At 39.9% G+C, this 19899-nt stretch carries 33 protein-coding genes; all 33 read right to left on the bottom strand.

Features of this window, described 5'->3' with window-relative positions:
- Nucleotides 1-401 precede the first annotated feature (401 nt).
- The 33 genes from rplQ to rpsL all read right to left on the bottom strand — a co-directional run bounded on the left by rplQ (nucleotide 402) and on the right by rpsL (nucleotide 19481).
- Nucleotides 402-782 (bottom strand): 50S ribosomal protein L17, encoded by a 381-nt coding sequence (rplQ, locus tag KGI01_RS11015; RefSeq protein ID WP_068450171.1) that lies wholly within the window; start codon nucleotides 780-782, stop codon nucleotides 402-404.
- Nucleotides 783-838: 56 nt separating this feature from the next.
- Nucleotides 839-1783, bottom strand: coding sequence for a DNA-directed RNA polymerase subunit alpha (locus KGI01_RS11010; RefSeq protein ID WP_068450169.1), 945 nt, complete (start codon nucleotides 1781-1783; stop codon nucleotides 839-841).
- A 125-nt stretch (nucleotides 1784-1908) separates the two neighbouring features.
- On the bottom strand, nucleotides 1909-2298 hold the full coding sequence (rpsK, locus tag KGI01_RS11005; RefSeq protein WP_068450167.1) for a 30S ribosomal protein S11: 390 nt from the start codon (nucleotides 2296-2298) through the stop codon (nucleotides 1909-1911).
- Between the two features lie 26 nt (nucleotides 2299-2324).
- Complete coding sequence (gene rpsM, locus KGI01_RS11000; protein ID WP_068450165.1) at nucleotides 2325-2690, bottom strand: 30S ribosomal protein S13; 366 nt, start codon at nucleotides 2688-2690, stop codon at nucleotides 2325-2327.
- A gap of 24 nt (nucleotides 2691-2714) precedes the next feature.
- A complete protein-coding gene (rpmJ, locus tag KGI01_RS10995; protein WP_000868344.1) occupies nucleotides 2715-2828 on the bottom strand; it encodes a 50S ribosomal protein L36 in 114 nt (37 codons plus the stop codon).
- 38 nt (nucleotides 2829-2866) lie between these two features.
- Nucleotides 2867-3085, bottom strand: coding sequence for a translation initiation factor IF-1 (gene infA, locus KGI01_RS10990; protein WP_038179110.1), 219 nt, complete (start codon nucleotides 3083-3085; stop codon nucleotides 2867-2869).
- A gap of 456 nt (nucleotides 3086-3541) precedes the next feature.
- Nucleotides 3542-4195 (bottom strand): adenylate kinase, encoded by a 654-nt coding sequence (locus KGI01_RS10985; protein WP_068450164.1) that lies wholly within the window; start codon nucleotides 4193-4195, stop codon nucleotides 3542-3544.
- A gap of 65 nt (nucleotides 4196-4260) precedes the next feature.
- On the bottom strand, nucleotides 4261-5547 hold the full coding sequence (gene secY, locus KGI01_RS10980) for a preprotein translocase subunit SecY (protein ID WP_068450162.1): 1287 nt from the start codon (nucleotides 5545-5547) through the stop codon (nucleotides 4261-4263).
- Nucleotides 5547-5987, bottom strand: coding sequence for a 50S ribosomal protein L15 (gene rplO, locus KGI01_RS10975; protein WP_068450160.1), 441 nt, complete (start codon nucleotides 5985-5987; stop codon nucleotides 5547-5549). Before rplO ends, secY begins: the two co-directional genes overlap by 1 nt.
- 36 nt (nucleotides 5988-6023) lie before the next feature.
- A complete protein-coding gene (gene rpmD, locus KGI01_RS10970; protein ID WP_141274712.1) occupies nucleotides 6024-6206 on the bottom strand; it encodes a 50S ribosomal protein L30 in 183 nt (60 codons plus the stop codon).
- A gap of 15 nt (nucleotides 6207-6221) precedes the next feature.
- Complete coding sequence (gene rpsE, locus KGI01_RS10965) at nucleotides 6222-6725, bottom strand: 30S ribosomal protein S5 (protein WP_068450156.1); 504 nt, start codon at nucleotides 6723-6725, stop codon at nucleotides 6222-6224.
- A 21-nt stretch (nucleotides 6726-6746) separates the two neighbouring features.
- Nucleotides 6747-7106: a 50S ribosomal protein L18 gene (gene rplR, locus KGI01_RS10960; protein ID WP_068450154.1), complete on the bottom strand. Its 360-nt coding sequence runs from the start codon at nucleotides 7104-7106 to the stop codon at nucleotides 6747-6749.
- 33 nt (nucleotides 7107-7139) lie between these two features.
- Complete coding sequence (rplF, locus tag KGI01_RS10955) at nucleotides 7140-7679, bottom strand: 50S ribosomal protein L6 (RefSeq protein ID WP_068450152.1); 540 nt, start codon at nucleotides 7677-7679, stop codon at nucleotides 7140-7142.
- A 32-nt stretch (nucleotides 7680-7711) separates the two neighbouring features.
- The gene (rpsH, locus tag KGI01_RS10950) at nucleotides 7712-8110 is read right to left on the bottom strand and encodes a 30S ribosomal protein S8 (protein WP_068450150.1); all 399 of its coding nucleotides are present in this window, start codon (nucleotides 8108-8110) and stop codon (nucleotides 7712-7714) included.
- A 30-nt stretch (nucleotides 8111-8140) separates the two neighbouring features.
- Complete coding sequence (locus KGI01_RS10945; RefSeq protein WP_068450148.1) at nucleotides 8141-8326, bottom strand: type Z 30S ribosomal protein S14; 186 nt, start codon at nucleotides 8324-8326, stop codon at nucleotides 8141-8143.
- 16 nt (nucleotides 8327-8342) lie between these two features.
- Nucleotides 8343-8882, bottom strand: a complete 540-nt coding sequence (rplE, locus tag KGI01_RS10940; RefSeq protein ID WP_068450146.1) for a 50S ribosomal protein L5 — start codon at nucleotides 8880-8882, stop codon at nucleotides 8343-8345.
- A 24-nt stretch (nucleotides 8883-8906) separates the two neighbouring features.
- Nucleotides 8907-9215: a 50S ribosomal protein L24 gene (rplX, locus tag KGI01_RS10935; RefSeq protein WP_068450144.1), complete on the bottom strand. Its 309-nt coding sequence runs from the start codon at nucleotides 9213-9215 to the stop codon at nucleotides 8907-8909.
- A gap of 34 nt (nucleotides 9216-9249) precedes the next feature.
- A complete protein-coding gene (gene rplN, locus KGI01_RS10930; RefSeq protein ID WP_068450143.1) occupies nucleotides 9250-9618 on the bottom strand; it encodes a 50S ribosomal protein L14 in 369 nt (122 codons plus the stop codon).
- Nucleotides 9619-9657: 39 nt separating this feature from the next.
- Nucleotides 9658-9921, bottom strand: coding sequence for a 30S ribosomal protein S17 (rpsQ, locus tag KGI01_RS10925; protein WP_141274711.1), 264 nt, complete (start codon nucleotides 9919-9921; stop codon nucleotides 9658-9660).
- A gap of 22 nt (nucleotides 9922-9943) precedes the next feature.
- The gene (gene rpmC / locus KGI01_RS10920) at nucleotides 9944-10141 is read right to left on the bottom strand and encodes a 50S ribosomal protein L29 (RefSeq protein ID WP_068450139.1); all 198 of its coding nucleotides are present in this window, start codon (nucleotides 10139-10141) and stop codon (nucleotides 9944-9946) included.
- Nucleotides 10131-10565 (bottom strand): 50S ribosomal protein L16, encoded by a 435-nt coding sequence (gene rplP, locus KGI01_RS10915; RefSeq protein ID WP_068450137.1) that lies wholly within the window; start codon nucleotides 10563-10565, stop codon nucleotides 10131-10133. The genes rpmC and rplP overlap by 11 nt, the downstream gene beginning before the upstream one ends.
- 2 nt (nucleotides 10566-10567) lie before the next feature.
- Nucleotides 10568-11224: a 30S ribosomal protein S3 gene (rpsC, locus tag KGI01_RS10910; RefSeq protein ID WP_068450135.1), complete on the bottom strand. Its 657-nt coding sequence runs from the start codon at nucleotides 11222-11224 to the stop codon at nucleotides 10568-10570.
- A 3-nt stretch (nucleotides 11225-11227) separates the two neighbouring features.
- On the bottom strand, nucleotides 11228-11572 hold the full coding sequence (gene rplV, locus KGI01_RS10905; RefSeq protein WP_068450132.1) for a 50S ribosomal protein L22: 345 nt from the start codon (nucleotides 11570-11572) through the stop codon (nucleotides 11228-11230).
- A gap of 22 nt (nucleotides 11573-11594) precedes the next feature.
- On the bottom strand, nucleotides 11595-11876 hold the full coding sequence (gene rpsS, locus KGI01_RS10900) for a 30S ribosomal protein S19 (protein ID WP_068450130.1): 282 nt from the start codon (nucleotides 11874-11876) through the stop codon (nucleotides 11595-11597).
- A 60-nt stretch (nucleotides 11877-11936) separates the two neighbouring features.
- Nucleotides 11937-12767, bottom strand: a complete 831-nt coding sequence (gene rplB, locus KGI01_RS10895; RefSeq protein WP_068450128.1) for a 50S ribosomal protein L2 — start codon at nucleotides 12765-12767, stop codon at nucleotides 11937-11939.
- Between the two features lie 33 nt (nucleotides 12768-12800).
- Nucleotides 12801-13079: a 50S ribosomal protein L23 gene (rplW, locus tag KGI01_RS10890; protein ID WP_068450125.1), complete on the bottom strand. Its 279-nt coding sequence runs from the start codon at nucleotides 13077-13079 to the stop codon at nucleotides 12801-12803.
- The gene (rplD, locus tag KGI01_RS10885; RefSeq protein WP_068450123.1) at nucleotides 13079-13702 is read right to left on the bottom strand and encodes a 50S ribosomal protein L4; all 624 of its coding nucleotides are present in this window, start codon (nucleotides 13700-13702) and stop codon (nucleotides 13079-13081) included. The genes rplW and rplD overlap by 1 nt, the downstream gene beginning before the upstream one ends.
- 26 nt (nucleotides 13703-13728) lie before the next feature.
- Nucleotides 13729-14358, bottom strand: a complete 630-nt coding sequence (gene rplC, locus KGI01_RS10880) for a 50S ribosomal protein L3 (RefSeq protein WP_068450120.1) — start codon at nucleotides 14356-14358, stop codon at nucleotides 13729-13731.
- Nucleotides 14359-14406: 48 nt separating this feature from the next.
- Nucleotides 14407-14715 (bottom strand): 30S ribosomal protein S10, encoded by a 309-nt coding sequence (gene rpsJ, locus KGI01_RS10875; RefSeq protein WP_029500598.1) that lies wholly within the window; start codon nucleotides 14713-14715, stop codon nucleotides 14407-14409.
- A gap of 384 nt (nucleotides 14716-15099) precedes the next feature.
- Nucleotides 15100-16287 (bottom strand): elongation factor Tu, encoded by a 1188-nt coding sequence (gene tuf / locus KGI01_RS10870; RefSeq protein WP_141274710.1) that lies wholly within the window; start codon nucleotides 16285-16287, stop codon nucleotides 15100-15102.
- Between the two features lie 142 nt (nucleotides 16288-16429).
- A complete protein-coding gene (gene fusA, locus KGI01_RS10865) occupies nucleotides 16430-18511 on the bottom strand; it encodes an elongation factor G (protein ID WP_141274709.1) in 2082 nt (693 codons plus the stop codon).
- Nucleotides 18512-18553: 42 nt separating this feature from the next.
- A complete protein-coding gene (gene rpsG, locus KGI01_RS10860) occupies nucleotides 18554-19024 on the bottom strand; it encodes a 30S ribosomal protein S7 (protein WP_066790941.1) in 471 nt (156 codons plus the stop codon).
- 37 nt (nucleotides 19025-19061) lie between these two features.
- Nucleotides 19062-19481, bottom strand: coding sequence for a 30S ribosomal protein S12 (gene rpsL / locus KGI01_RS10855; protein WP_068450113.1), 420 nt, complete (start codon nucleotides 19479-19481; stop codon nucleotides 19062-19064).
- Nucleotides 19482-19899 lie beyond the last annotated feature (418 nt).

Below are 19899 nucleotides of genomic sequence, written 5' to 3'. Positions count from 1 at the left end.
CCCAGAATTTTCTATGTATAAATAAACGAGGCTACCTAAAAGCCTCCGTAAGACGTCCTTCTCGAACTGTTAAGATGAAAAAACTTATGTTATAAGATTTTTGTCATTCAACTCAAAAAAACGTGCAACTTGGAAGTTTTTAAATAACCTCGTGCATTAATGCAATAAAAAAGCGCGCACCCCATTCAAGAGAAATGCGCAATAATCGAATATTCTCACCTTCTAAGGTTGCTCAGACCTTAGAGTGAATGGGGTGCGTAGAGCTAAACGAGACAGCACTTATGTCCGCTCATCATAACGCTCGGCTTTTAAATTTGTCGTATAAATCTTGTTTTTATAAAAAAGAGGGTGCAAAGTTCATTTGCGTGAACAAGTACACCCTCCATCGCATTTCGCAATGATTAAACTAGTTCAATCACAACTACAGGCGCACCGTCACCACGGCGAGGTCCCATTTTCATAATGCGAGTATAACCGCCTTGACGGTCAGCGTAGCGTGGTGCTACATCATCAAACAATTTTTGTAATGCAAAAACTGTTGATTCATTACCTTCAGCGTCAGTGATTGTAGCCACTTCACGACGAATGTATGCTGCCGCTTGACGACGAGCATGTAAATCACCGCGTTTACCTAAAGTAATCATTTTTTCTACAACCGAGCGTAATTCTTTCGCACGCGTTTCAGTTGTTTGAATACGTTCGTTAATGATTAAGTCAGTTGCTAAATCACGTAACATCGCTTTACGTTGAGAACTTGTACGTCCAAGTTTTCTGTAACCCATGGATGTTTCCCTCCTTCGTTCAATTACTGATCATACATTTTTTTATATAAAATCGCTTAGTCTTCTTCTCGTAATCCTAAACCAAGCTCTTCTAACTTAGCTTTTACTTCTTCAAGTGATTTACGACCTAAGTTGCGAACTTTCATCATATCATCCTCAGACTTATTAGCAAGTTCAAGAACAGTATTGATACCAGCACGTTTTAGGCAGTTGTAAGAACGAACAGAAAGATCAAGCTCTTCGATAGTCATCTCTAATACTTTTTCTTTTTGATCTTCTTCTTTTTCAACCATGATTTCAGCTGTTTTAGCTTCATCAGTTAAACCAACGAAGATATTTAGATGCTCGGTTAAAATTTTTGCTCCGAGCGAAATCGCCTCTTTAGGACCGATGCTGCCATCTGTCCACACATCTAGTGAAAGTTTGTCGAAATCAGACGATTGTCCAACACGAGTATTCTCCACAGTGAAGTTGACGCGTGAAACTGGAGTGTAAATAGAGTCGATCGGGATAACGCCGATAGGAAGATCCTCGCGTTTGTTTTGATCAGCTGGAGTGTATCCACGTCCACGTTGTGCGTGCATACGCATACGCAAATGACCGTTTTTAGCAACAGTTGCGATATATAGATCTGGGTTTAACACTTCCACATCACTGTCATGCATGATGTCAGCAGCTGTGATAACACCTTCGCCTGCAAAATCAATTTCAATAACTTTTTCTTCGTCAGAGTAAATTTTCAATGCAAGTTTCTTTAAATTCAAAATGATTGAAGCAACATCTTCAACTACACCCTCAATAGTAGAGAACTCGTGAAGTACGCCGTCAATTTGAATAGAAGTTACAGCAGCGCCTGGTAAAGAAGACAGCAGAATGCGACGTAGTGAATTACCCAAAGTAGTACCATAACCACGTTCAAGTGGCTCTACAACAAATTTGCCATATTTAAGGTCATTACTGATCTCAACGGTTTCAATCTTTGGTTTTTCAATTTCGATCATTCAATTTACCCTCCTTAAAAACATCGAATATATATCTATTTCAACATAAAATCAAATGTCAATCAATCTTTACGATATTAAATATATGTGTACATTAAATCTAGTCGACAAGACAAGAAACTTAATTATACGCGACGACGTTTTGGTGGGCGGCAACCATTATGAGGAACTGGAGTTACGTCTTTAATAGCTGTAACTTCTAAACCTGCAGCTTGAAGTGCACGAATAGCAGCTTCACGACCTGCACCAGGACCTTTAACAGTTACTTCTAATGTTTTTAAACCGTGTTCCATTGCAGTTTTAGCAGCAGTTTCAGCAGCCATTTGAGAAGCGAATGGAGTAGATTTACGTGATCCACGGAAACCTAATGCACCAGCAGAAGACCAAGAAATAGCGTTACCTTGTACATCTGTGATGGTTACGATTGTATTATTAAATGTAGAACGGATGTGAGCGATACCAGATTCGATATTCTTTTTCACACGACGTTTACGTGATTGTTGTTTACGTACCATGTTAAGAAGAAACCTCCTTTACTTAATTATTTTTTCTTGTTCGCAACAGTTTTACGAGGACCTTTACGCGTACGCGCATTGTTCTTCGTATTTTGTCCACGAACTGGTAAACCACGACGGTGACGGATACCGCGGAATGAAGCGATCTCCATTAGACGTTTGATGTTAAGTGAGATTTCGCGACGTAAGTCACCCTCTACTTTATACTTGTCTAATTGTTCACGGATTTGGTTTAATTGATCTTCAGTTAGATCTTTTACACGAGTATCTTCTGAAACACCTGCGTCTGCAAGAACTTGTTTAGCAGTTGTGTTACCGATACCGTAAATGTATGTTAATGAAATTACAACGCGTTTTTCGCGTGGAATGTCAACACCAGCAATACGTGCCATGTACGATGTGCACCTCCTTTAGAATTATCCTTGTTTTTGTTTGTGTTTAGGATTTTCACAGATTACCATTACTTTACCGCGTCGACGAATAACTTTACATTTTTCGCAGATCGGTTTTACTGATGGTCTTACTTTCATCTTAACCTAACCTCCTTAGTGGTCCGGAGTGCAAAAGATTATTTAAAACGGTATGTGATACGACCGCGTGTTAAGTCATACGGAGATAATTCAATTGTAACTTTATCTCCAGGTAAAATACGGATAAAGTGCATACGGATTTTGCCAGATACATGAGCTAGCACTGTATGACCATTTTCTAATTCTACCTTAAACATCGCGTTTGGCAAAGTTTCAACAACTGTACCTTCGATTTCAATTACATCGTCTTTCGCCATCGAGCCTGTCTCCCTTCTATATGCAATTCAGGTTCTCATCGTCAAATTCAAACGGAATTTGCTGCAAGCTTCATCTTAAACAAGATAATTCGCATCAACAATGGTTTGGTTTATGAGGATGTTCGAAAGACGTTCATCAGGTTTCGCATCTCATAATCCCAGGATAATATGTCCCCGGAGAACCTTGTATCCCTTCATGTCAACACGATCACCCGGAATGTCCTAGATGAGATCCTGCATACCTGTTAAAAACAGATACTTTTCACGAAACCCATTATACCCTGTTCGAATACTGATTGCATCTAGGAAAAAGGGTATCCTTTAAACGAAACAATCCATTCTTCAGTGCATAGACCGGGCACAATATGCTTTTGCAGCTCTCGAAAATTAACTTTCCGTTGTGCCACCGCATACTACCTTGCCTCAGCAAAATCAATGCGCCCGAGACACGGGTTATTAGTTGCGGCTGCTCTGTAAAAGAGCGTCTACATCAGCAAACACTTTACCGATTTCTTGATCGCCATTAATGTTTGTTAAAACATTTTTAGCAGCGTAGAAATCTAATAATGGTTGTGATTGCTTAATATTTACTTCCAGACGGTTATTAACTGTCTCTGGATTATCGTCTGCTCTTTGATAAAGTTCTCCTCCATCTTTATCACATTTTCCTTCCTCTTTTGGAGGGTTGAAAATTAAATGATAAGATGAACCACATACTTTACAGATACGACGACCTGTTAAACGTTTAACCAGATCTTCTTTAGCTACTTCAATATTTACCACATGTTCAATTGATTTACCTAAATCAGCTAGAATTGCATCTAGTGCTTCAGCTTGCTCAATTGTACGTGGGAAACCATCAAGTAGGAATCCTTGGTTACAATCAGGTTGGCTTAAGCGTTCGCGAACGATACCAATCGTTACTTCATCCGGAACTAAAGAACCGTTATCCATAAACGATTTCGCTTGTAAGCCTAATTCCGTACCGTTACTAATAGCTGCACGGAACATATCGCCTGTAGAAATATGAGGGATATCGTACTTCTCAACAATTTTGTCTGCTTGAGTACCTTTACCAGCACCAGGCAAACCCATTAAAACGATATTCATACGGTGAGCCCCCTCTTTCAATTATGATGGTTCAAAGGAACGAAAACGCCCCTGAAAACCAACTTTTATTTCATAAAACCTTTGTAGTGACGTTTTACTAACTGTGATTCAAGTTGTTTCATTGTTTCGAGTGCAACACCCACAACGATGATTAAACTTGTACCGCCAATTTGAGCCGACTGCGGAAGATTAGCGATATTTACGAATAAAATCGGTAAAATTGCCACAACTGACAGATAAATAGCCCCAACAAAAGTTAAGCGATATAAGACACTTGTTAAATAACTTTCAGTACTTTTACCTGGGCGAATACCCGGGATATAAGCACCTTGTTTTTTCAAGTTGTCCGCTACTTTTTCCGGATTCACTTGTACGAAAGCATAGAAGTACGTAAATGCAACAATCAATGCAACGTAGATAATCATACCAACTGGTTTTGAATAATCAAAAGTGTTTTGGATAAAGATAGCTACTTTCCCATCACCGAAGAAACTAGCCAATGTTCTAGGTGTTACGATGAACGCAACCGCAAAGATTACTGGAATAACGCCGGCAGCGTTAACTTTCAATGGTAAATGAGATTGTTGTGCTCCACGATTAGCACTTGTGCCTTTTGCATATTGAATCGGAATTTTACGATCCGCTTGTTGGAAGTAGATGATTCCGACAATAATAAGAAGAGCTGCAAGAGCAATCAGTACGACTTTGATAATGTTGATGAACATTTGATCACCAGCATTTTCAAATTCTTGAGCATAAATTTGGTTCACTGTTGTTGGTAAAGCGGCTACGATACCTGCGAAGATAATGATTGAAACACCATTACCAACACCTTTATCAGTAATTTGCTCACCTAACCATAAAAGGAATGCTGTACCAGCAGTTAACACAATAGCAATTGTAAAGTAAGTTAGGAAACCTTCACCTTGAATCAATTCCCCACCGTACATACGGTTGAAACCGTACGACATAGCGATTGATTGGATGAATGCAAGAATAATAGCAAAGTAACGAGTAAATTGCGCACTCTTCTTACGTCCTGCCTCACCTTGTTTTGACCACTCTGTAAACTTCTTAACAACGTCCATTTGCAACAGTTGCACGATGATTGATGCCGTAATATAAGGCATAATCCCCATCGCAAAGATTGAGAAGTTTTGTAAAGCTCCTCCACCGAAAGTATTTAAAAAGCCGACAAGACTATATTGGTCTGTTTGCTTTAATACGTCAGCGTTCACATTTGGCACTGGCACAAATGTTCCAATACGGAACACTACCAGCATCAAAAGTGTAAAGATGATTTTATTTCGAATATCTCTCACACGTAAAAAGCTCGAGATTGTCTGAAACATTAAATCACCTCAATGTTCCCGCCCGCATTTTCGATTGCTTCTTTTGCTGAAGCTGAGAATTTGTGGGCTTTAATAGAAAGCTTTTTATCAAGTGATCCATTACCTAGGATTTTGATACCAGATTTTTCATTGCCTACAACACCAGATTCGATAAGTAAAGCTGGTGTAACTTCTGTACCTTCTTCAAAACGGTTTAACGCATCAAGGTTCACGATAGCGAACTCTTTACGGTTAATGTTTGTGAAGCCGCGTTTTGGTAAACGACGGAATAAAGGGTTTTGACCACCTTCAAAGCCCGGACGAACGCCGCCGCCAGAACGTGCTTTTTGACCTTTATGACCACGACCAGAAGTTTTACCGTTACCAGTCGCGATACCACGACCTACACGGTTACGTTCTTTACGTGAACCAGCAGTTGGTTGTAACTCATGAAGTTTCATTATTAGATGGCACCTCCTTATATATAGAATAATGTATTATTTTTCAACAACAGTTACTAAGTGAGCAACTTTTGCAATCGCACCGCGAACAGCAACGTTATCGTTGTGTTCAACAGTTTGATTCATTTTGCGTAAACCTAGAGCTTGTGCAGTTGCACGTTGACCTGGTTTAGCGCCAATTAGGCTTTTTGTTAGGGTAACTTCTAATTTGTTTGCCATAGTCATTTCCCTCCCTTAACCTAATAACTCTTCTACTGATTTACCACGAAGTTTTGCAACTTCTTCAGCGTGTTTAAGTTCTGTTAAACCTTTAATAGTCGCACGTACCATGTTGATTGGTGTGTTTGAACCTAAAGATTTTGAAAGAATGTCCGTAATACCAGCTAACTCTAATACAGCACGCACTGGACCACCAGCGATAACTCCTGTACCAGGAGCAGCAGGTTTGATCATGATGTTTCCTGCACCGAATTTACCAATTACTAAATGAGGTGTAGTACCACCAACACGTGGAACTTCCACTAGGTTTTTCTTCGCATCTTCAACAGCTTTACGAATAGCATCAGGTACTTCTTGAGCTTTACCTGTACCAAAACCAACATGGCCATTGCGGTCTCCTACTACTACTAATGCAGTAAAACGGAAACGACGTCCACCTTTAACAACTTTAGCTACGCGGTTGATTGTAACAACGCGTTCTTCAAGTTCTAGTTTGTTTGCGTCAATAATGTGACCCATGAAATGTGTACCTCCTTCTTATTAAAATTCTAAACCGTTTTCGCGAGCAGCTTCAGCTAAAGCTTTTACGCGTCCGTGGTATAAGTAACCGCCGCGGTCAAATACAACAGCTTTGATGTTTTTTTCTGCAGCTTTTTTAGCGATAGTTTCACCAATTTTAGATGCAGCTTCTACGTTCCCTGCAGAACCTTCGAAACCTTTATCCATTGTTGAAGCTGAAACTAATGTTACGCCTTGAGAATCGTCGATGATTTGAGCGTAAATGTTTTTATTAGAACGGTACACGTTTAAACGAGGACGTTGTGTAGTACCAGAAATTTTTGAACGTACGCGTGCATGACGTTTTTTACGAACTTGATTCTTATCTTGTTTCGTAATCACAAAAGGTCACTCCTTTCTAATGCTTATGCAGCATTATTTACCTGTTTTACCTTCTTTACGACGAACGTATTCGCCTTCGTAACGGATCCCTTTACCTTTGTAAGGCTCTGGAGGACGAACGTCACGGATGTTAGATGCAAGAGCACCAACTTTTTCTTTTGAAATACCTTTAACGATAACTTTTGTGTTAGAAGGTACTTCAACTTCAACACCGTCTTCTGGTGTAAACTCAACTGGGTGAGAATAACCAACGTTAAGTACTAGTTTTTTGCCTTGTAATTGAGCACGGTAACCTACACCGATTAATTCTAATGATTTAGAGAATCCTTCAGATACACCAGTTACCATGTTAGCAAGTAACGCACGAGTTGTACCGTGGTTAGTACGGTGCTCTTTAGATTCAGAAGGGCGAGTGATTGTAATCACGTTACCTTCTTGTTCGATTTTCATATCTTTGTGGAAAGAACGAACTAATTCGCCTTTTGGACCTTTAACAGTTGCTACGTTGTTTGCATCTACTGATACAGTAACACCTGCAGGTACCTCGATTGGTTTTTTACCTACGCGAGACATTTAATGTTGCACCTCCATTCATTTGTTGCTTATTACCAAACGTATGCTAAAACTTCGCCGCCAACTTTTTGAGCGCGAGCTTCTTTATCTGTTAATAAACCGTTTGAAGTAGAAACTAAAGCGATCCCTAGACCGTTTAATACTTTAGGTAATTCTTCAGTTTTAGCGTAAACGCGTAAACCCGGTTTAGAAATACGTTTTAAACCTGTAATAACACGTTCGTTATTTTGACCGTATTTTAAGAAGATACGGATAATTCCTTGTTTGTCATCTTCAACATACTCTACATCACGTACAAAACCTTCACGCTTTAAAATTTCAGCGATCTCTTTTTTGATATTAGAAGCTGGAAGCTCTAATTTTTCGTGACGAACCATGTTCGCGTTACGTACGCGAGTTAGCATGTCAGCGATTGGATCTGTCATTGTCATTACATTTACCTCCTTCCCAATATTAGGGGATTACCAGCTGGCTTTTTTCACGCCAGGAATTTGTCCCTTGTAAGCAAGTTCTCGGAAACAAATACGGCAAAGTTTAAATTTGCGGTATACAGAGTGTGGACGGCCACAGCGTTCACAGCGAGTATATTCTTGTACTTTGAATTTAGAACCGCGTTGTTGCTTGATGATCATAGATTTTTTTGCCACGATCTCGCCTCCCTTATTATTTTTGGAATGGCATACCGAATTGTGTTAACAACTCGCGAGCTTCTTCGTCAGAGTTCGCAGTAGTAACGATAACGATATCCATACCGCGTACTTTTGATACTTTATCATAGTCGATTTCTGGGAAAATTAATTGTTCTTTCACACCAAGAGTGTAGTTACCGCGACCGTCGAATGCTTTTTTAGAAACACCGTGGAAGTCACGTACACGTGGTAATGAAACAGCGATTAATTTATCTAAGAAGTCATACATACGCTCTCCACGTAATGTAACTTTTGCACCGATTGGCATACCTTCACGTAGACGGAAGCCAGCGATTGATTTTTTCGCTTTTGTGATAACTGGTTTTTGACCAGTGATTAAAGCTAATTCTTCAACAGCAGAGTCAAGAACTTTAGAGTTTTGAACAGCGTCACCAACACCCATGTTAACAACGATTTTCTCAACTTTTGGTACTTGCATTACTGATGTATATTCAAATTTGCTCATTAGAGCAGATGATACTTCATTTACAAATTTGTCTTTTAGGCGGCTCATTTGTATACCTCCTCTCTATTACTATTAGTCGATTACTTTACCTGATTTTTTTGAAACACGAACTTTTTTGCCATCTTCCATTTTGTAACCTACGCGAGTCGGCTCGCCAGTTTTCGGATCGATTAACATTACGTTCGATACGTGAATTGCAGCTTCTTGGCTTACAATTCCACCTTGTGGATTTAGTTGGTTAGGCTTAACGTGTTTTTTAACGATGTTAACACCTTCAACTAAAACGCGATCTTTTTTCGGGAATGCAGATAGGATAACGCCTTCTTTGCCTTTATCTTTACCTGTAATCACTTTTACTTTATCGCCTTTTTTAACGTGCATTTGTCGCACCTCCTTGATGGCTACTTTCATGTAATTAAAGAACTTCCGGAGCTAATGAAACGATTTTCATGTAGTTGCTATCACGTAGTTCACGAGCAACTGGTCCGAAAATACGAGTTCCACGTGGTGACTTGTCATCACGGATGATTACGCATGCGTTCTCATCGAATTTGATGTAAGTACCGTCTTTACGACGTGCACCGCTCTTAGTACGAACGATTACAGCTTTAACTACTTCGCCTTTCTTGACAACGCCACCTGGTGTTGCTTTCTTAACTGTACAAACAATAACATCACCGATATTAGCAGTTTTACGGCCAGAACCACCAAGTACTTTAATTGTAAGTACTTCTTTAGCACCTGAGTTGTCGGCAACTTTCAAACGACTTTCTTGTTGAATCACTTAGGTTACCTCCCTTCGGATCGAGTGTTCCGAAATTATTTAGATAATAACCGCTTTTTCTACAACTTCAACTAAACGGAAACGTTTAGTAGCTGATAGCGGACGAGTTTCCATAATGCGTACGATATCTCCAACTTTTGCTATGTTGTTTTCATCATGCGCTTTGAACTTTTTAGAGTATTTTACACGTTTACCGTAAAGTGAGTGTTTCTTGTATGTTTCAACGACTACTGTGATCGTTTTATCCATTTTGTCAGAAACAACACGGCCTGTGTAAACTTTGCGTTGGTTACGCTCAGACATGCTTGCAAACCTCCTTTATCAGTTAATTAGCACTGATTTCTCTTTGACGAATAACAGTTTTCATACGAGCGATAGTTTTACGTACCTCACGAATGCGAGCTGTGTTTTCTAATTGACCAGTCGCTAATTGGAAGCGAAGGTTGAAAAGCTCTTCTTTCAGTGATTTTACTTGATCTTCAATTTCAACACTTGTAAGTTCACGAATTTCATTAGCTTTCATTAGATTCACCACCAATTTCTTCACGTTTAACAACTTTACACTTAACAGGTAACTTATGAGATGCTAAGCGAAGTGCTTCACGAGCGACTTCTTCCGAAACCCCACCGATTTCAAACATTACACGGCCTGGTTTTACAACTGCTACCCAACCTTCAGGAGCACCTTTACCAGAACCCATACGTACTTCTAGAGGCTTTTTAGTGTAAGGTTTGTGTGGGAAGATGTTAATCCATACTTTACCACCACGTTTTGTATAACGTGTCATTGCAATACGGGCTGCTTCAATTTGACGGTTAGTGATCCAGCTAGCTGATTGAGCTTGTAAACCGAATTCACCGAATGTTACTGTAGTACCGCCTTTTGCTTGGCCACGCATTTTACCACGGTGTACACGACGGTATTTAACGCGTTTTGGCAATAACATAATTATTTGCCTCCTTCCACAGAGTTCTTCTTAGTTGGAAGTACTTCTCCACGGTAGATCCATACTTTAACACCTAACTTACCATAAGTAGTGTCAGCTTCAGCGTGAGCATAATCGATGTCAGCGCGAAGTGTATGAAGTGGAACAGTTCCTTCACTGTAGTGCTCAGCACGAGCGATATCAGCGCCACCTAGACGACCAGATACTTGAGTTTTGATACCTTTAGCACCTGCACGCATAGTGCGTTGAATTGTTTGTTTTTGTGCACGACGGAATGATACACGGTTTTCTAATTGGCGAGCGATGTTCTCAGCAACTAGTTTTGCATCAAGATCTGCACGTTTGATTTCAACGATGTTGATGTGTACGCGTTTGCCAGTCATAGCGTTAAGGTTTTTACGAAGTGCTTCAACTTCAGTACCACCCTTACCGATAACCATACCTGGTTTCGCTGTACTAATTGTAATGTTAATTCTGTTAGCAGCACGTTCAATTTCTACTTTAGAAACTGATGCTTCTTTTAAAGTTTTTTCAATGTAATTACGTACTTTGATATCTTCGTGAAGTAATGTTGCGTAGTCTTTCTCAGCGTACCAGCGAGATTCCCAATCACGAATGACACCTACACGTAAACCTATTGGATGTACTTTTTGACCCACGTATTATCCCTCCTTCTTCTCAGATACCACTAGAGTAATGTGGCTTGTACGTTTGTTGATCGCACTTGCACGACCTTGTGCGCGTGGACGGAAACGTTTTAATGTTGGACCTTCGTCTACGAATACTTCAGAAACGATTAGGCTGTTTACATCTAAATCATAGTTGTGCTCTGCATTAGCGATTGCTGAGTTTAAAACTTTCTCTACTACAGGAGAAGCTGCTTTAGGAGTATGTTTTAAAATAGCGATTGCTTCGCCAACTTGCTTGCCTCTAATTAAGTCTACTACTAGACGTACCTTACGAGGAGCAATGCGAACTGTGCGAGCGATTGCTTTAGCTTGTTGCATTAGGATTAACCTCCCCTCTTAATTAGCGTACTGATGTTCTCTTATCATCTGCACCGTGACCTTTATAAGTACGTGTTGGTGCGAATTCGCCAAGTTTATGACCTACCATATCTTCAGTCACGTATACAGGCACATGTTTGCGTCCATCATATACTGCGATTGTTAATCCGATAAAGTTCGGGAAGATTGTAGAGCGGCGAGACCAAGTTTTAATAACTTGCTTTTTTTCTGAATCTTGTTGAGCTTCAACCTTAGTCATTAAGTGAGCGTCAACAAAAGGTCCTTTTTTCAAGCTACGACCCATTTTGGAACCTCCCTCCGTGATTCCACCACGGTTCGACCATTGAACCGTAGTTTAACCACTTTATTTTTTACGACGACGAATAATAAGCTTGTCAGATTTTGCTTTTTTGTTACGAGTTTTGTAACCAAGTGCTGGTTTACCCCATGGAGTCATTGGTGACTTACGTCCAACTGGAGCTTTACCTTCACCACCACCGTGTGGGTGATCGTTAGGGTTCATTACAGAACCACGTACAGTTGGGCGTTTACCCATCCAACGTTTACGTCCAGCTTTACCAATGTGGATAAGTTCGTGTTGTTCGTTACCTACAGCACCGATTGTAGCGCGGCATGTAGCAAGAATCATACGTACTTCACCAGATTGTAAGCGTACAATTACATACTTACCTTCTTTACCAAGTACTTGAGCTGAAGTACCTGCAGAACGTACTAATTGTCCACCTTTACCAGGTTTCATTTCGATATTGTGGATTGTTGTACCCATTGGGATATTTGTTAATGGTAACGCGTTACCAACTTTAATATCAACATCTGGACCTGAAACAACTTCCATACCTACTTTAAGACCTTTTGGTGCTAAGATATAGCGTTTTTCACCATCAGCATAGTTAATTAATGCGATGTTAGCAGATCGGTTTGGATCATACTCAATAGTAGCGACTTTACCTGGGATACCGTCTTTGATACGTTTGAAATCAATGATACGGTATTGGCGTTTGTGTCCACCACCATTATGACGAACAGTGATTTTACCCTGGTTGTTACGACCAGCTTTGCGTTTTGTAGACTCTAATAATGATTTTTCTGGCTTATTAGTAGTGATTTCAGCAAAGTCCGATGAAGTCATGTTACGACGTCCATTAGTGGTAGGTTTATACTTTTTAATCGCCATGTGTTTTCCCTCCTTTAAAAATGTCTATTCGAATTACATTTCGAATAATTCGATTTCGCCTTCAGCTAGTGTTACAACAGCTTTACGACGTTTGTTTGTTAAACCAGTGTAGCGGCCAACGCGTTTCTTTTTACCTTTGTAGTTCATGATGTTTACTTTCTCAACTTTAACTCCAAAGATTGTTTCAACAGCGTTTTTTACTTCTGTTTTGTTGGCACGAGTGTCAACTTCGAAAGTGTATTTTTGTTCTGCCATTTGTTCTGAAGAAAGCTCAGTAATGACAGGACGTTTTAAAATGTCACGTGCTTCCATTAACCAAGCACCTCCTCAATTTTTTCTACAGCAGATTTAGTCATTACAACTTGGTTATGACCAACTAGGTCAAGAACGTTGATGCCTTCAGCTGTTAATACTGTTACACCTGGAATATTACGAGCAGCAAGTGCTACGTTTTCTTCCACATCAGCAGTTACGAATAAAGCTTTAGATTCGATTTTAAGATCTGAAAGAACTTGTACGAAATCTTTAGTTTTAGGTGCTGCTAATGTTAATGCGTCTAATACTACTAATTCAGTATCTGCAACTTTTGCTGACAATACTGATTTAAGAGCTAAACGACGAACTTTTTTAGGAAGTTTGTATGCATAGCTACGTGGTGTTGGACCGAATACGATACCACCGCCGCGCCATTGTGGAGAACGGATTGAACCTTGGCGAGCACGACCAGTACCCTTTTGACGCCATGGTTTACGACCACCACCTGCAACTTCAGAACGATTTTTTACTTTGTGTGTACCTTGACGTAGTGAAGCGCGTTGAGCGATTACTGCATCAAATACAACTGATTCATTTGGTTCGATTCCGAAGATCGCATCGTTTAATTCGATTTCGCCTACAGAAGAACCTGTTTGACTAAGTACATTAACTTTTGTCATTCCTGTTTCCTCCTTTCTTCGGAAAATTAGTTACCTTTAATAGCAGATTTAACTGTTACTAATGATTTTTTAGAACCAGGAACATTACCTTTTACTAAAATAAGGTTACGTTCAGCATCCACTTTAACGATTGTTAAGTTTTGGATTGTTACTACTGTACCACCCATTTGACCAGGTAATTTCTTTTGTTTGAACACGCGGTTCGGAGCAACTGGACCCATTGAACCAGGACGACGGTGGTAACGAGAACCATGTGACATAGGTCCACGAGATTGTCCGTGGCGTTTGATAACACCTTGGAAACCTTTACCTTTAGTAACACCTGTTACATCTACTACATCGCCTTCTGCGAAACTATCAACTTTGACTTCTTGACCAATTTCGTACTCAGCTAAGTTTGCATTGCGAATTTCGCGAATGAAGCGCTTAGGAGCAGTGTTTGCTTTAGCTACGTGCCCTTGTTCAGGTTTGTTAGAAAGCTTTGCACGCTTATCTTCGAAACCTAATTGAATTGCTTCGTAACCATCAGTATCAACTGTTTTCTTTTGAAGAACTACGTTTGGAGTAGCTTCGATTACAGTTACTGGAATTAGATCGCCATTCTCTGCAAAAACTTGCGTCATACCGATTTTTCTACCTAAGATTCCTTTAGTCATTTAGTCGCACCTCCTGTAAGATTTAAAATATTATTTTTATTTTTACCATTAAAGTTTGATTTCAATATCAACGCCAGATGGTAAATCAAGTTTCATTAACGCATCAACAGTTTGTGGTGTTGGGTTAACGATATCGATCAGACGTTTATGTGTACGCATTTCGAATTGTTCACGAGAATCTTTGTACTTATGAACCGCACGTAAGATAGTGTAAACTGATTTTTCAGTTGGTAGTGGAATCGGACCTGATACACCAGCACCTGAACGTTTAGCAGTTTCAACAATTTTCTCAGCCGATTGATCAAGAATTCTGTGATCATATGCTTTTAAACGGATACGAATCTTTTGTTTTGCCATTATTTTCCCTCCCTTTTCGCCTATTTCCTAGACAATTCTCCACGAAAATTTTCCGAGCACTCGCCATGGCAATGCGGCCGGGTGTGTCGGTAACCTCTCGCTTCATCGCAGTCAAAGACCAACATTCAATATTATACATAATAATATCGCAATGTGCAAGTCGTTTCAGGAAAATATTTTATATGTAACTCGTTTCCCTTATTTCTTCACGCGTTCGGTCTTTACAACGCTTTATAGTATATAAAATTATGAACTCAATTTCAATTGTTAACTGTATATTTTTAAAAAATCTTTTGATCTTATTTAACAATAGCTAAAAGAAAAACCCAAGGAGTGCGCACTCCTTGGGTTTTATTACAGTATAACATTCTTCAATAGAAGAAATTATTTTTGGATTGAAGCTACAACGCCAGCGCCTACTGTACGGCCACCTTCACGGATTGAGAACTTAGTACCATCTTCGATAGCGATTGGGTGAATTAATTCAACATCCATTTCAACGTTATCGCCAGGCATTACCATTTCAACGCCTTCTGGAAGAGTGATAACACCAGTTACATCAGTTGTACGGAAGTAGAACTGAGGACGGTAGTTAGAGAAGAATGGAGTGTGACGTCCACCCTCTTCTTTTGATAATACATAAACTTCAGCTTTGAAGTTTGTGTGTGGAGTGATTGAACCTGGTTTAGCTAATACTTGACCACGTTGGATATCTTCACGAGAAACACCACGTAATAAAGCACCGATGTTATCGCCAGCTTCAGCGTAATCTAATAATTTACGGAACATTTCAACACCAGTTACAGTTGTTTGAGCAGTTTCTTCAGCGATACCTACGATATCGACTACGTCGCCGACTTTAACTTGACCACGTTCAACACGGCCAGTTGCAACTGTACCACGACCTGTGATAGAGAATACATCCTCTACAGGCATCATGAATGGTTTGTCAGTTTGACGTTCTGGAGTTGGGATGTAAGAATCAACAGCGTCCATTAATTCAACGATTGCTTCTTCCCATTTTTCTTCGCCTTCTAAAGCTTTAAGAGCAGAACCTTTGATTACAGGAACTTCGTCGCCTGGGAAATCGTATTCTGATAATAAGTCACGAACTTCCATTTCAACTAATTCTAGTAATTCTTCGTCGTCTACCATATCGCATTTGTTTAAGAATACAACTAGGTATGGAACACCTACTTGACGAGATAAAAGGATGTGTTCACGAGTTTGTGGCATTGGACCATCAGCAGCAGATACTACTAAGATACCGCCGTCCATTTGTGCAGCACCAGTGATCATGTTTTTAACATAGTCAGCGTGTCCTGGGCAGTCAACGTGAGCGTAGTGACGTTTTTCAGTTTCGTACTCGATGTGAGAAGTGTTGATTGTGATACCGCGCTCTTTTTCTTCTGGAGCGTTATCGATTTGATCGTAAGATTTAGCTTCTCCACCCATTTTTTTAGAAAGAACTGTAGCGATTGCAGCAGTTAATGTAGTTTTACCATGGTCAACGTGTCCGATTGTACCAATGTTAGCATGTGTTTTAGAACGGTCGAATTTTTCTTTAGCCATTTTAAATGTGCCTCCTAGGGTTTGTAATTTAGTTTATAGTCATAATTTATTGAAGGGGCAGGGCCCTACCCCATAATAAATCATAGCTTACATAGTTATTTATACTTGATAACAGTAGAAAATTCAATTAAAAATAATTGAATTATTCACCTTTGTGTTTCTTGATGATTTCTTCAGAAACTGATTTTGGTACTTCTTCGTAGTGGTCAAATACCATTGAGAATGTACCGCGACCTTGTGTAGCTGAACGTAAAGTTGTTGCATAACCGAACATTTCAGCAAGTGGAACCATTGCACGAACAACTTGTGCGTTACCGCGAGCTTCCATACCCTCAACGCGTCCGCGACGAGCAGTAATGTTACCCATGATATCACCAAGGTATTCTTCTGGCATTACAACTTCTACTTTCATAACTGGTTCTAAAAGAACTGGGTTACAAACAGTTGCTGCTTTTTTAACTGCAAGAGATGCAGCCACTTTGAAGGCCATTTCGTTTGAATCGACATCATGGTAAGAACCATCGTATAACTTAGCTTTAACGTCAATTACTGGGAATCCAGCTAATACACCGTTTGCTAATGAATCTCTTAAACCAGCTTCGATTGCAGGGATGTATTCACGTGGAACAACACCACCAACGATTGCGTTTTCGAATTCGAAACCTTTACCTTCTTCATTTGGAGTGAACTCAACCCATACGTCACCGTATTGACCGCGACCACCTGATTGACGAGTGAATTTACCTTGAACTTGAGCTGATGAACGGAAAGTTTCACGGTAAGAAACTTGTGGAGCACCAACATTAGCTTCAACGCGGAATTCACGCTTCATACGATCAACTAAGATATCTAAGTGAAGTTCACCCATACCAGAGATGATTGTTTGTCCTGTTTCAGGATCAGTATGTGCACGGAAAGTTGGATCTTCTTCTTGAAGTTTTTGTAAGGCTTGACCCATTTTATCTTGGTCAGCTTTTGATTTTGGTTCTACAGAAAGTGAGATTACTGGCTCAGGGAATTCCATAGACTCAAGAATTACTAAAGCTTTTTCATCACATAAAGTATCACCAGTAGTTGTAACTTTTAAACCTACAGCTGCTGCGATATCGCCTGCGTAAACGCGTTCGATTTCTTCACGTGAGTTTGCGTGCATTTGTAGGATACGACCTACACGTTCACGCTTACCTTTAGATGAGTTTTGTACGTAAGAACCTGATTCTAAGATACCTGAGTACACACGGAAGAAAGTTAATTTACCAACATAAGGGTCAGTCATAACTTTGAACGCTAGTGCAGCGAATGGCTCTTCATCAGATGAATGACGTACGATTTCTTCTTCGCCGTCAACAGATGTACCAGTAATAGCAGCTACGTCTGTTGGAGCTGGTAAGTAGTCAATTACTGCATCAAGCATTAATTGAACACCTTTGTTTTTGAATGCTGTACCACATACTACTGGGTAGAATTCAACAGATAGAGTTGCTTTACGGATACCCGCTTTTAACTCTTCAGTTGTAATTTCTTCGCCTGCGAAGTATTTTTCCATTAGCTCTTCGTCTAATTCAGCAACAGCTTCGATTAATTTTTCGCGGTATTCCTCAGCTTGAGCTTTGTATTCCTCAGGGATTTCTTTCACTTCAGCGTTAGAACCGTCGTCACCTTCTTTGTAGAATGTAGCGTTCATTTCTACAAGGTCGATGATTGCGTGGAACTCATCTTCAGCACCGATTGGTAACTGAATTGGGTGAGCGTTTGCTTCTAAACGTTCTTTAAGAGTTCCTACAGAGTATAGGAAGTTTGCACCGATTTTATCCATTTTGTTAATGAATACGATACGTGGTACACCGTATGTTGTAGCTTGACGCCATACAGTTTCAGTTTGTGGCTCTACACCTGATTGAGCATCAAGTACAGTTACAGCACCATCAAGTACACGAAGAGAACGTTCAACTTCTACAGTGAAGTCTACGTGTCCTGGTGTATCAATGATATTTACGCGGTGGCCTTTCCATTGAGCTGTTGTCGCAGCAGAAGTGATTGTGATACCACGTTCTTGCTCTTGCTCCATCCAGTCCATTTGAGAAGCACCTTCGTGAGTTTCACCGATTTTGTGAATCTTACCAGTGTAATAAAGGATACGCTCTGTAGTTGTTGTTTTACCAGCATCGATGTGAGCCATGATTCCGATATTACGAGTGTTCTCTAGTGAGAATTCTCTAGTCATGCGGTATTTCTCCTTCCATAATGGATTAAGATATTTTTAATATTACCAACGGTAGTGAGCGAACGCTTTGTTTGCTTCTGCCATTTTGTGCATATCTTCGCGTTTTTTAACTGACGCACCAGTGTTGTTAGAAGCGTCTAAAATTTCGTTAGCAAGACGTTCTTCCATTGTTTTTTCGCCACGAAGACGAGAGTAGTTTACTAGGTAACGAAGACCAAGAGTTGTACGACGTTCTGGACGTACTTCTACTGGTACTTGGTAGTTAGCACCACCAACACGACGAGCGCGTACTTCAAGTACAGGCATTACGTTGTTAAGTGCAGCATCAAATACTTCTAGTGGATCTTGACCTGAGCGTTCTTTTACTAATTCGAAAGCTCCGTATAAGATTTTTTGAGAAGTACCTCTTTTACCATCTACCATCATTTTATTGATTAAACGAGTTACTAGTTTTGAATTATAAATTGGATCTGGTAACACGTCACGTTTGGAAACAGGACCTTTACGAGGCATGTGTTTTCCTCCTTTCAGCTATATAGCTCAATGTAAATTATTTTTTCTCTTTAGGTTTTTTAGCACCGTATAATGAACGTGATTGCATACGTCCTTGTACAGCAGCAGTATCAAGCGCACCACGTACGATGTGGTAACGAACACCAGGTAAATCCTTTACGCGTCCGCCACGGATAAGAACAACACTGTGCTCTTGTAAGTTGTGACCTTCACCAGGGATATAAGCGTTAACTTCGATTTGGTTAGTTAAACGCACACGAGCGTACTTACGTAACGCTGAGTTAGGTTTTTTAGGTGTCATTGTACCAACACGTGTACAAACACCACGTTTTTGTGGTGAGTTAACGTTTGTTAACGCTTTGTCAAAGCTGTTATAGCCTTTGTTTAGTGCTGGTGAGTTTGATTTCTTACTTTTGGATTGACGAGGCTTACGTACTAATTGGTTAATTGTAGGCATCGATTCTTCCTCCTCTCATTGATTGTGTTTTAAATCCACACATCCAGGTGGTTCATTTTAGGGTAAAAAACAAAGCTTTCGCATGATCAGTGCAAAAACTACCATCAATACTAATATCGCTTGCCACATGTTCAAATAATAAAATTCTCTACTAGCTTAGCTGCCAGTTCAAATGCAACGGGAACACCAATATATGTGCTACTAGTCGCACCGCATGCGTGGCCATTCGATCGTATACATTTAGAGGTTTATTATCCTCATACATGACCAACAAATATTAACTATTGTTCGTTTTAAACCAGACTGTTGATTTTTCCGTGAGAAAATTTTCATATCCTCCGAAATGATAGACAGACAACTATCAACCTAAAATATATTATCATTCTAAAAACAACGTGTCAACCCAAAATAAAAAAGG

The sequence above is a fragment of the Kurthia gibsonii genome, from assembly GCF_006539985.1.
GTDB lineage: Bacteria > Bacillota > Bacilli > Bacillales_A > Planococcaceae > Kurthia > Kurthia gibsonii.
The sequence above is the reverse complement of the archived record's forward strand: the minus strand, read 5'-3'. Positions and strand labels throughout refer to the sequence as shown.